Annotated in this window: 9 protein-coding genes; 5 read left to right on the forward strand and 4 right to left on the reverse strand. The window is 71.8% G+C overall.

Features of this window, described 5'->3' with window-relative positions; genetic code table 11:
* The first annotated feature begins 173 nt into the window (after positions 1–173).
* The 4 genes from AB0A97_RS07425 to AB0A97_RS07440 all read left to right on the forward strand — a co-directional run bounded on the left by AB0A97_RS07425 (position 174) and on the right by AB0A97_RS07440 (position 5,146).
* Positions 174–3,458, forward strand: coding sequence for a nitrate- and nitrite sensing domain-containing protein (locus AB0A97_RS07425; RefSeq protein ID WP_361145830.1), 3,285 nt, complete (start codon positions 174–176; stop codon positions 3,456–3,458).
* 10 nt (positions 3,459–3,468) lie between these two features.
* Entirely contained in the window at positions 3,469–3,882 is a 414-nt protein-coding gene (locus tag AB0A97_RS07430) for a roadblock/LC7 domain-containing protein (protein ID WP_018087204.1), read from the forward strand.
* An 84-nt stretch (positions 3,883–3,966) separates the two neighbouring features.
* Complete coding sequence (locus AB0A97_RS07435) at positions 3,967–4,587, forward strand: DUF742 domain-containing protein (protein ID WP_361145833.1); 621 nt, start codon at positions 3,967–3,969, stop codon at positions 4,585–4,587.
* A complete protein-coding gene (locus AB0A97_RS07440) occupies positions 4,568–5,146 on the forward strand; it encodes an ATP/GTP-binding protein (protein ID WP_073447656.1) in 579 nt (192 codons plus the stop codon). The genes AB0A97_RS07435 and AB0A97_RS07440 overlap by 20 nt, the downstream gene beginning before the upstream one ends.
* Before the next feature lie 77 nt (positions 5,147–5,223).
* On the opposite strand, the gene AB0A97_RS07445 is transcribed toward AB0A97_RS07440, so the two are convergent.
* Positions 5,224–7,011, reverse strand: a complete 1,788-nt coding sequence (locus AB0A97_RS07445) for a dihydroxyacetone kinase family protein (protein ID WP_361145837.1) — start codon at positions 7,009–7,011, stop codon at positions 5,224–5,226.
* Positions 7,012–7,309: 298 nt separating this feature from the next.
* On the opposite strand from AB0A97_RS07445, the gene AB0A97_RS07450 reads away from it, so the two are divergent.
* Positions 7,310–8,626, forward strand: a complete 1,317-nt coding sequence (locus tag AB0A97_RS07450) for an MFS transporter (protein ID WP_361145839.1) — start codon at positions 7,310–7,312, stop codon at positions 8,624–8,626.
* On the opposite strand, the gene AB0A97_RS07455 is transcribed toward AB0A97_RS07450, so the two are convergent.
* From AB0A97_RS07455 to AB0A97_RS07465, 3 genes are all read right to left on the reverse strand, one after another.
* The gene (locus AB0A97_RS07455; RefSeq protein ID WP_361145842.1) at positions 8,619–9,284 is read right to left on the reverse strand and encodes a DUF4360 domain-containing protein; all 666 of its coding nucleotides are present in this window, start codon (positions 9,282–9,284) and stop codon (positions 8,619–8,621) included. The two genes, AB0A97_RS07450 and AB0A97_RS07455, sit on opposite strands and share 8 nt — an antisense overlap.
* Positions 9,285–9,516: 232 nt before the next feature.
* Positions 9,517–9,726: an acyl-CoA carboxylase epsilon subunit gene (locus AB0A97_RS07460; protein WP_361145843.1), complete on the reverse strand. Its 210-nt coding sequence runs from the start codon at positions 9,724–9,726 to the stop codon at positions 9,517–9,519.
* A 102-nt stretch (positions 9,727–9,828) separates the two neighbouring features.
* Positions 9,829–11,412 (reverse strand): acyl-CoA carboxylase subunit beta, encoded by a 1,584-nt coding sequence (locus AB0A97_RS07465; protein ID WP_361145846.1) that lies wholly within the window; start codon positions 11,410–11,412, stop codon positions 9,829–9,831.
* Between the last annotated feature and the right edge of the window lie 223 nt (positions 11,413–11,635).

An 11,635-nucleotide genomic window follows, 5' to 3' on the forward strand; every position in this document is an offset into this window, starting at 1 on the left:
CCTTAACGCCCCTTTTATCTGACGTGCTCAGCGCGCTGCCACCCCTTTGCCCAGTGTTTGGAACGCACGGTCCTGACGTGCTGAAATTCGCTGAACTCCGGAGTAGTGACGCCCTGAAGAAAACGGCACAGCGCAAAAGGGTGCAGTGCCGGCGCCGAGAGGTTGTTGGTCGAGTGAGGCGAAGCAAGTCGGGCCCCGAGCCGCAGGAACCGCGGCGGGGCAACTTCACGCCACCGTCGCACAGCGCGGCACCGGCCGTCGGCACGTCCGAGAGCCCGGTCGCCACCGCCCCCGTGAGCGGCGGGCGGTTCTCGCCGCGCAACTGGCGGGTGGCCACCCGCCTCAACGCGATCCTGCTCATTCCCGTACTCGTCGCCCTGGTCTTCGGCGGCCTGCGGGTGAACGCCTCCGTCGAGACCTGGCAGGAGGCCCAGGACGCCGAGGCCACCGCCAAGCTGGTACGCGCCGCGGCGGCCTACAGCCACGCCATCATCGACGAGCGCGACCGTACCGCCGAGCCGCTGCTGGCCGGCAAGCGGGACGACCCCGCGGTGAGCGAGGCCCGCGGGGCCACCGACACCGCCGCCGACGCGTTCCACGCCGCGGTCGCGGAGATGCCCGCCAAGGAGGGCCTCAAGCGCCGCCTCGCCGCCTTCCAGAAGGTCGAGCCCAACCTGACGAAGCTGCGCGAGTCCGCGTACACGCCGCAGCTCCCCGGGGTACGCACCGAAGAGGGCTACGTCGCCATCCAGCATCCGCTGATGGAGTTCGCCAACGAACTGGGTCTGGGCACCGGCAACATCACCTCCTACGGCCGTACGGTCTACGCCGTCTCGCTCGCCAAGGCTGCCGAGTCGCTCACCCGTGCCATCGGTACGCACCTGCTGGTCGACCCCGCGTCCCCGCAGGGCGGCAAGGAGCACAAGAAGCAGCTCACCGCGTTCGCCTCGTACAAGTACCTGGAGAACATCGCCATCGGCGAGTACACCTCCGGCGGTACCCCCGAGGACGTGCAGCGGCTCAAGGACGACGCCGCCCAGCTCAAGAAGCGGGCCGAGGAGGCCGCCGCCAAGGCCAAGCAGCGCGCGGAGGCCGCCGGCCAGCAGTTCAAGGCGCCGCCGTCGTTCGAGGCGATGGCCACCGCCATCGCCTCCGGCGCCTCGCCGCAGCAGCTCGCCGCGCAGGGCATCACCCCGGAGACCTGGTTCGCCGCGGCCACCGGCACCTTCGACATGTACCGCGCCATCGAGAAGGACCTCGCGGACAAGGCCGTGGCCGAGGCCGCCGAGATCTCCTCGGACGCCCGCCAGTCCACGTTCACCGACTCCGCGATCGTGATCGCCGCGCTGGTCGTCGCCTTCCTGGTGGCCGGCATGATGGCCCGCCGGATGAGCCGCAACATGCGCCAGTTGCGCACCGCCGCCTTCGGCATCGCCGAGCAGCGGCTGCCGACCCTGGTCGACCAGCTCTCCCGTACGGACCCGGGCCGCGTCGACACCCGCGTGCAGCCCATCCCGATCCACACCACCGACGAGATCGGCGAGGTCGCCCGCGCCTTCGACCAGGTGCACCGGGAGGCCGTCCGGCTCGCCGCCGAACAGGCGCTGCTGCGCGGCAACGTCAACGCGATCTTCACCAACCTCTCGCAGCGCAACCAGGGCCTGATCGAACGTCAGCTCACCCTGATCACCGAGCTGGAGAACAACGAGGCCGACCCGGACCAACTGGAGAGCCTCTTCCGGATGGACCACCTGGCCACCCGTATGAGGCGCAACGGCGAGAACCTCCTCATCCTCGCGGGCGAGGAGCCGGGCCACCGCTGGAACCAGCCGGTGCCGCTGATCGACGTGCTGCGCGCGGCGACGTCCGAGGTCGAGGCGTACGAGCGGATAGAACTGTCCGGCGTGCCGGACGGCGACATCCACGGCACCGCCGTGACCGACCTCGTGCACCTGCTCTCCGAGCTGCTGGAGAACGCCACCACGTTCTCCTCGCCGCACACCAAGGTGCGGGTCGCCGCCACCCGGCTGCCGGACGGCCGCGTCATGATCGAGATCCACGACAAGGGCATCGGGCTGACCCCCGAGGACTTCGCGGACATCAACCACAAGCTGGCCAACCCGCCGACCGTGGACGCCTCGGTCTCCCAGCGCATGGGCCTGTTCGTGGTCGGCCGGCTGGCCGACCGGCACGGCATCCGCGTGCAGTTGCGCCCCTCCGGCGAGCAGGCCGGCACCACCTCCCTCGTCATGCTCCCCGAGCCCATCACGCACGGCGGTGGCGGCGAGGAGGGCGGCTACGACGACGACTTCACCGTCTCCCGCATCGTGCCCGAGCACCAGCAGGGCGCGTACGAGAGCGACGGCCGTTCCGCCGCCGAGCTGGGCTTCGACGAGCTGGGCCTGAGCCACGGACAGCACGGCGCCGCCTCGCGGCTCGACCCGGTCAACCGCTCACTGATGCGCGAGGAGCGCCGGGCGGCACTGGAGGCGCAGAGCGGCAGCGCGGGCGCGCAGCCGCACCACCCGGCGCAGGACCCGCACCACCCCGCGCAGACGCCGGGCCCGTACCAGGACCCGTCGGCGCCGCTGTTCCAGGACCAGGCGCCGTTCCAGGACCAGGCCCAGTTCCAGGACCGGGCGCCGTTCCAGGGCCCGGACCAGTTCCAGAACCCGGCCCAGCAGCACGGCGCGGGCTACGGGGACCACTCCGGCCAGGCATATGCGGAACCGGCGCAGGGCACCTACGGGGACACGTCGCCGCAGGGCCAGGGACTTGCCGAAGTCGGTTACGACGAGGCCGTCGGCCAGCAGTCGTACGCCCCGTTCGAGTCGCGGCCGCTGGACGGCGGGCCCGAAAACGGAGCGCACACCGGCTACTTCGGCGGGGAACCGGAATCCGACCGGAATCAGCCGCCCGCTCCCGCGGACGGTCCGGAACGCGTAGCATTCGACCGACCGGACCCCACCCCGAACGGCGCACCGCCGCTGACCGACGCCGGCCTTCCGCGCCGCGGAGCCGCCGGCAAGCCGCAGGCTCCGCAGCAGCAGTGGCAGCCGTTCGAGGAGGCGTCCTCCAGGCCCCGTGCCCAGGAGGAACCGGCGGCCGCCCCGCAGGGGAACGCGCCGGAGCCCGGTGCGGACGACTCCGAGTGGCGCTCGGCCAACGACGAGCGCTGGCAGCGGGCGGAGCGGCTGCGTGAGCCGAAGGCGGGCGGAGTCACCTCCTCCGGCCTGCCCCGGCGGGTGCCCAAGGCCAACCTGGTCGAGGGCACCGCGGAGCAGAGCCCGCAGGGCGGCCCGCAGGTCTCCCGTGCTCCGGAGGACGTCCGCGGCCGGCTGAGCAACCTGCGGCGCGGGGTCCAGCAGGGACGCAACGTGGGCACGGACCAATCGGAGGTCCCCCAGAATGACCAACAGGGCTTCGGCCCCGGCAGCACCTACGATCAGGAGCGTTAGTGTGAGCCCGATGAGCCAGGCGGCGCAGAACCTGAACTGGTTGATCACCAACTTCGTGGACAACACCCCCGGTGTGTCCCACACGGTCGTGGTCTCCGCGGACGGTCTCCTCCTCGCCATGTCCGAGGGCTTCCCTCGGGACAGAGCCGATCAGTTGGCGGCGGTGGCCTCCGGCCTCACCTCGCTGACCTCCGGCGCCTCCCGCATCTTCGAAGGCGGGAGTGTCAATCAGACCGTGGTGGAGATGGAGCGCGGCTTCCTCTTCATCATGTCCGTCTCCGACGGATCGTCGCTGGCCGTACTGGCGCACCCCGAGTGCGACATCGGCCTCGTCGGTTACGAGATGGCCCTGCTGGTCGACCGCGCGGGCACCGTGCTGACGCCCGACCTGCGCGCGGAACTGCAGGGCAGCCTTCTCAACTAGCAGACAGGCAGTGCGTTTCCCGCCACCGCGCCATAGGGTGCGGTGGCGCGACCGGCGTCAGAATGGCAAGTTGAAGGAGGAGACGTGGCAACGCCCCCGAGCGGATACCCGTACGGTCCCGGACAGCAGTCCGGGTCCCAGGGCGAGCACCATCACAACCGCTTCAACTTTCCTTCCGCGCCCAGCCGCCGGCAGCAGCGGCCGTCCCAGCCGCCGCAGCCACGGCAGTCCTACCAGCAGCAGCCGTACGACTCCCGGCAGCCGTACGAGCCGTCGCCGTACGACCAGCCGCGGGCGCCCCGCAGCCGGCCGGCGCAGTCCCAGCGGCGCGCGCCCGGTCCGTCGGCTCCCGCCGGGGGCGCGCACAACCCGCTCGTGCGCCCGTACGCGATGACCGGAGGCCGGACCCGGCCGCGCTACCAGCTCGCCATCGAGGCACTGGTCAGCACGACCGCCGACCCGGCCAGGCTGCAGGGCCAACTGCCGGAGCACCAGCGCATCTGCCACCTCTGCCGCGAGATCAAGTCAGTGGCCGAGATCTCGGCCCTTCTCTCCATCCCCCTCGGCGTCGCCCGAATCCTCGTCGCCGACCTGGCCGAGGCCGGACTCGTCGCCATCCATCAGCCCGGCGGGGACGAGACCGCCGGCGGACAGCCAGATGTGACACTGCTCGAAAGGGTGCTCAGTGGACTTCGCAAGCTCTAGCGGTGCAGCCCGCTCCACCACCTCCGCGAAGATCGTGGTGGCGGGCGGCTTCGGCGTGGGCAAGACCACGTTCGTCGGGGCCGTCTCAGAGATCAACCCGCTGCGCACCGAAGCCGTGATGACCTCGGCGTCGGCCGGCATCGACGACCTCACGCACGCGCCGGACAAGACCACGACGACCGTGGCGATGGACTTCGGCCGCATCACCCTGGACCAGGACCTGATCCTGTACCTCTTCGGTACGCCCGGTCAGGACCGTTTCTGGTTCATGTGGGACGACCTGGTCCGCGGCGCCATCGGCGCGGTCGTCCTGGTCGACACCCGCCGGCTCGCCGACTGCTTCCCCGCGGTCGACTACTTCGAGAACAGCGGCCTGCCCTTCGTCATCGCCCTCAACGGCTTCGACGGACACCAGCCGTACACGCCGGACGAGGTCCGCGAGGCCCTCCAGATCGGCCCCGACGCACCGATCATCACCACCGACGCCCGCCACCGCAGCGAGGCCAAGAGCGCCCTCATCACCCTGGTCGAGCACGCTCTCATGGCCCGCCTGCGCTGACCGGCCCGGCCGACGGCGACCACGCGGCGAGCCCCCGTACCTCTCGGTGCGGGGGCTTTGCGCTGCGGGGGGCGGGGCTACCGGTTGAGGTGGTCGGCGGTGGCGGTGAGCAGGAGCGCCAGCGACGTCGCTCCGGGGTCCGGGTGGCCGTGGCCCAGCGGGCCCATACGGGCGGCGCGGCCGCGGGACGGGGTGAGGTCGGCGGTGGCGGCCGCGGCGCGGGTGGCGGACTGGGCGGCCGCCTTCCAGGCGCCGGGCAGGGGTTCGCCGGCGCGGGCGTGGAGTTCGGCCCGGAACGGATCCAGCGCGTCGAGCAGGGTCTTGTCCCCGACCCGGGCGCCGCCCAGTTCCGAGACGGCCCGCTGCGCGGCGTCCGCGGCGTCCGCGAACAGGGCGGTGGAGTAGCCGTCGGCGCGAGTGAGGACGGCGCCGGTCTCGGCGAGCAGCGTGCCGTACAGGGCGCCGGACGCGCCGCCCGAGGCGTCGGCCAGGGCGAGACCGGCGGCGAGCAGCGCGGCGCCCGCCGAGCGGGGATCGGCGGGCGGCCCCGGTTCGGCCGCGCGGGCCGCGCCGACGGCGGCGCGCAGGCCCCGGACGATGCCGATGCCGTGGTCGCCGTCCCCGGCCACGGCGTCCAGGCGGCCCAGTTCGTCCTCATGGGCGGCGATCAGGTCGAGGGCGGCCTGGAGGGTCGCGGTGGCGGGGAGGTCGGTGGCGGAAGCGTCGGTGGCCGAGGTGGCGGTGGCGGCCGCCGGTGTGGCGGCGGCGGTGGCCTGCGCGGGTACGGACGGGCGGAGGTCGGCGGCTTCCGGGTGCTCCCCCGGGAGGCTGCGGAAGGCGGGGGTGTCGCAGGGCGCGTCGTAGAGCGCGGCCAGTTCGTCGTCCAGGAGCATGACGGACAGGGAGACGCCCGCCATGTCGAAGGACGTGACGAACTCGCCGACCTCCGGGCGGTGCGGGCGCAGCCCGGCGGCGCGCAGGCGGCGGTTGACCTGCCGGTAGACGACGAACATCTCCTCGTACTTGGTGCGGCCCAGGCCGTTGAGGAGGACGGCGGCCCGGCCGTCGCTCCCGGCGGGCGGCTCGGGGAGTTCCTGGAGGAGGTTGTCGACGAGCGCGTCGGCGAGTTCGGCGGCGGTGAGGTGGCGGGTGGTGCGCAGGCCGGGTTCGCCGTGTATGCCCATGCCGAGTTCGGTGGTGCCCGCGTCGACGGTGAACAGCGGTTCGCCGGCGCCCGGGAGCGTACAGCCGGCGAACGCGGCGCCGAAGGTGCGGGTCATCGCGTTGGCGTGCTCGGCCGCGCGGGCGACGGCCGCCAGGTCGTCGCCGCGTTCGGCGGCCGCGCCGGCCACCTTGAAGACGAAGAAGTCGCCGGCCACCCCGCGCCGGTCGCGGGACGGGTCGGCCTCCCGGCCCTCGACGGGCGGCGGCCCGCTGGCGACGTCGTCGGTGACCAGGACCGTACGGACGTCGACGCCTTCGGCGGCCAGGCGGCGCGCGGCGAGGCCGAAGTGCATGACGTCCCCGGCGTAGTTGCCGTAGCTGAAGAGCACCCCGGCGCCGCCGTCCGCGGCGCGCGCGGTGCGGTAGACCTGTTCGGCGCTGGGGCTGGCGAAGACGTCGCCGACGGCCGCCGCGTCGGCGAGGCCGGGGCCGACGAGCCCGGCGAAGGCGGGGTAGTGGCCGGAGCCGCCCCCGATGACGACCGCGACCTTGCCGGGGCGCGGCGCGTGCCGCCCGACGACCCCGAACGTGTCCGGGACCCGGCGCACCGTGCGGGCGTAGGCGTCGGCCAGACCCTCCAGCCAGTCCTCGCGAAAGGTGCCGGGGTCGTGGCCGGGGCCGGCTGCGGGGGTGGTGGTCATCGGGCTCACTCCTTTGTTTCGTCCCTGTTGGATTTAACACCCAGATCACATATTCGTCACCCCTCCTGCCGTGAATGGCGGCCCAAGTTGCGCGAAAACCGTCGGAGAAAAGCTCGCATCACATCTTGCGTGTGAAGTTCACAGGATTCATGCTGCTCGCATCACACCGCGCCGACCGCGCCGACCGCACCGCCGGATCGCCGGATCGCCGGATCGCACCGGCCTTACCGCAGGCACCGCACACATCGCACGCACCATCCGTACCGCCGCATCGCACCGCACCGCACGGAGGCAGGCCATGGCCCCACCGAAGCTCCCGCTCCCCGACCGCCTCGGCATCCCGGGCCCGCTGGTCCTCGGCTATCTCGGCGTGCTGCTGTTCATGGTGGGTGACGGCGTCGAGTCGGGTTTCATCGCCCCGTACATGGCGGACCACGGCGCGGGCACCGAGGTGCACGCCTCGTACGTCATCACCGCGTACGGCGTGACCGTCATGCTCGCGTCCTGGCTGTCCGGCGCCCTGTCCGACCTGTGGGGCCCGCGCCGGGTGATGCAGTCGGGGCTGGCCGTCTGGGTCGTCTTCGACGTGCTCTTCCTGGCCTTCGCCCTGGGCCCGCAGAACTATCCCCTGATGCTGGTCTTCTACGGTCTGCGCGGCTTCGGCTACCCGCTCTTCGCCTTCGGCTTCCTCGTGTGGATCACCGCGACCGCGCCGACGGCCCGGATGGGCACCGCGGTCGGCTGGTTCTACGTCGCCTTCACCGGCGGGCTGCCCACCCTCGGCTCGCTCGTCGCGGGGGTCACCAACCCCTGGTTCGGCCAGTTCGGCACCCTGTGGGTGGCGCTCGGCATCATCGTCCTGGGCGGCGCCTGCTGTCTGCTGGGCGTCCGGGAGCGCACCGGGTACGCCCGGCTGGCGCCGCCGGAGGTGCGTCCGGTGCAGTCGCTGCTGTCCAGCCTCTCCATCGCCTGGACGCACCCGAAGGTCGCCGTCGGCTGTGTCGTACGGATCATCAACACGGCGCCGGAGTTCGGCTTCCTGGTCTTCCTGCCGACCTTCTTCGGCTCGGAGCTGGGGTTCGGCCAGGGCCGCTGGCTGACCCTGCTGGCCGCCATCTACGGCACCAACGTGCTGTGCAACCTGCTCTTCGGCGCGATCGGCGACCGGATCGGCTGGCGGCGGACCATCGCCTCGTTCGGCGGCCTCGGCTGCGCGGTCACCACGCTGACCCTCTACTTCGTGCCGAAGGCCGTCGGCGGCAACTACCCGGTGGCGATCGTCATGGGCATGCTGTACGGCATCACGCTGGCCGGATTCGTGCCCGTATCGGCCCTGGTCCCGGCCCTCGCGCCGGAGAACAAGGGCGGTGCGATGGCCCTGCTCAACCTGGGCGCGGGCGGCGCGGCCTTCGTCGGGCCGGCCGTCGTCAGCGTCTTCCTCGGCCCGCTCGGCCCGGCCGGGGTCGTGGTCGTCTTCGCGGCGCTGTACGTCGTCTCCGCCGCCCTGACGCTGTACCTCAAGGTGCCGGAGCGACCGGAGGACCCGGAGGGCCCGCGCACACCGGTGCACGCGGACCCCGTGGCCGTACGGGCCGCTGCCGATGCGGCTACCTAGGGCACTGCTTCCACGCGAAGTGGTACTTGGTGTTGATGCTGCCGTCGGTGGAGTCCATCGCCATGTAGCTGGTCAGCTTGGGGTCGGAGCCCTTGGCGTCCACCCGCAGCTCGGTGTTGATGTTGAAGTAACGCTTCTCGCCGCAGGGGGCGTAGACCAGCGCGTCGATCCCGGTCTCGTCCGAGGACTGCCAGTTGGCGTCGTACGGGCCGGTGAAGCGGTGGCTCTTGCGGGCCGTCTCGGAACTGCCCTGGAAGTAGTAGCCCGCCTGTTCCAGGCCGACGGCACCGGGCGCGAGCTGGGCGTAACCGCGGTAGTCGGCCTTGGCGATCGCGTAGGTGAAGCCCTGGGGGACGTGGACGTTCAGGGCGATCTGGCAGTTCTTGCGGGAGTCCGTGGGTCTGCTGTCCTTGCCCGCCTGGGCGAGGTATTCGCTGTACGTCACGGTGAACGCGGTGTTGTCGGGCGCGACGGCCACCGCGGCGCTGCCCGGGCGGCAGCCCGAGCCGTTGACGGTGGCGACCGTGATGGTGATCTGGCCGGTCGGCGGCGCCTCTTCGCCGTACCGCGGCGAGGCCTGTGCGGAGGCGGGGGACGCCGACCCGGCGAGGAGCAGCAGCGATGCCGCGGCGGCACCGACACCCAGTGTGCGGAGCATGGGCTTTCCTTCCGGTCGTCCTGCGGTCGGTTCCCGGGGCCCGGGGGTGGACGCCGGGAGCGCAATGACGAGCGCATGTCAGCACGGGGATCACGGATTGGACAGCTCCCGGCCCCGGAGTCGGTGTGAACCTACGCCTTCTTTCGGCCGTCGGAGCAACGGCGTACGACCCGCGAAGAAAGCAGTCGGGCCCGGTACTCGCTTCGAGTACCGGGCCCGGACGACTTGCTGCTCAGCGCTGCCAGCTACCGGCGCCGCGGAAGCCGTACTGGCGCTCCAGCCGGCGCCAGCGCGCGGCGGTGGCGCGGCGGCGGCCCGGCACGGCGGCCTCCGGGCGGTGCGCGGCGCGGGCGAGCAGGACGGCGGTCAGCGCCGCCAGCTCCTCCTCGCTGGCCTCACCCTTCTCCACACGGATGGGGCTGGTCTGAACGGAAGTGGTCACGTCGTTTCTCCGGTCTGCGAAAGGTCCGGTCGGGGGCCGGTCGGTGGCTGTCGTGCCGTGCCGTGCGGGCTTGCGCGCCTCTCGGAGGCGGGCCGGCGCGCCCTACTGGGGCGGGTTGCCGTGCTTGCGCGCGGGCAGGTCCGCGTGCTTGTTGCGGAGCATGTCCAGGGAGCGGATGAGCACCTCGCGGGTCTCGGCGGGGTCGATCACGTCGTCGACCAGACCGCGCTCGGCCGCGTAGTACGGGTGCATCAGCTCGGACTTGTACTCCTTGACCATCCGCGCCCGCATCGCCTCGGGGTCGTCCGCCTCCGCGATCTGCTTGCGGAAGATGACGTTGGCGGCGCCCTCGGCGCCCATCACCGCGATCTCGTTGGTGGGCCAGGCGTAGGTCAGGTCCGCGCCGATGGACTGCGAGTCCATGACGATGTACGCGCCGCCGTACGCCTTGCGCAGCACCACCGAGATCCGCGGCACGGTGGCGTTGCAGTACGCGTACAGCAGCTTGGCGCCGTGCCGGATGATGCCGCCGTGCTCCTGGTCGACGCCGGGCAGGAAGCCGGGCACGTCCAGCAGCGTGACGATGGGGATGTTGAACGCGTCGCACATCTGCACGAAGCGGGCGGCCTTCTCGGACGCCTCGATGTCCAGCACGCCTGCCAGCGACTGCGGCTGGTTGGCGATCAGGCCGACGACCTCGCCGTCCATCCGGGCCAGCGCCACGATGATGTTGGTGGCCCAGCGCTCGTGGACCTCCAGGAACTCGCCGTCGTCGACCAGCTCCTCGATGACCGTGCGCATGTCGTAGGGCCGGTTGCCGTCGGCCGGCACCACGTCCAGCAGGGCGTCGCCGGAGCGGTCGGCGGGGTCCTCGCACGCCACCGACGGCGGGTTCTCCCGGTTGTTCGACGGCAGCAGGGACAGGAGGTAGCGGACCTCTTCGAGGCAGGTCTGCTCGTCGTCGTAGGCGAAGTGGCACACGCCGGAGGTCTCGGCGTGCACGTCGGCGCCGCCCAGGCCGTTCTGGGTGATCTCCTCGCCGGTGACCGCGCGCACCACGTCGGGCCCGGTGATGAACATCTGCGAGGTCTCGCGGACCATGAACACGAAGTCGGTCAGGGCGGGGCTGTAGGCCGCGCCGCCCGCGCACGGGCCGAGCATCACGCTGATCTGCGGGATGACGCCGGACGCCTTGGTGTTGCGCTGGAAGATGCCGCCGTACCCGGCCAGCGCCGAGACGCCTTCCTGGATACGGGCGCCGGCGCCGTCGTTCAGGGAGACCAGCGGGGCACCGGCCGCGATGGCCATGTCCATGATCTTGTGGATCTTCGTGGCGTGCGCCTCGCCCAGCGCGCCGCCGAAGATCCGGAAGTCGTGGGCGTAGACGAACACGGTCCGGCCGTGCACGGTGCCCCAGCCGGTGATCACACCGTCGGTGTAGGGCTTCTTGGCCTCCAGGCCGAACCCGGTGGCCCGGTGCCGCCGCAGCGGCTCCACCTCCCGGAAGGAACCCTCGTCCAGCAGCAGCTCGATCCGCTCACGCGCGGTGAGCTTGCCCTTGGCGTGCTGCGCCTCGGTCGCCCGCTCGCTGGGGCCGCGCCGGGCCTGCTCGCGGATGGCGTGCAGCTCGGCGACCCGCCCGCGGGCGTCGTTCGCCTCGGCGGGCACATCTTCGACAGTGGTCATGTATCGACGGTACGTGGCCGGACCCTCCGGAACCGATGTCGGTTTCGTACAACGTCGGAAGCGATTTGGTGGGCAGGCAGGACAGAAGCGTCCTGCCCGCGGCCTGCGTCCGCCCCCGTGCGCACGCCGCAGGGCCTCAGCGGTATGTATGGGCCCGACAAAACGTGACCGTCCGGCATTGTGGCAGTCCACTGCTTGACCGGGCGCCGGGGTACCGTGATCA

The sequence above is a fragment of the Streptomyces sp. NPDC045470 genome, assembly GCF_040646595.1.
Classification (GTDB): Bacteria; Actinomycetota; Actinomycetes; order Streptomycetales; family Streptomycetaceae; genus Streptomyces.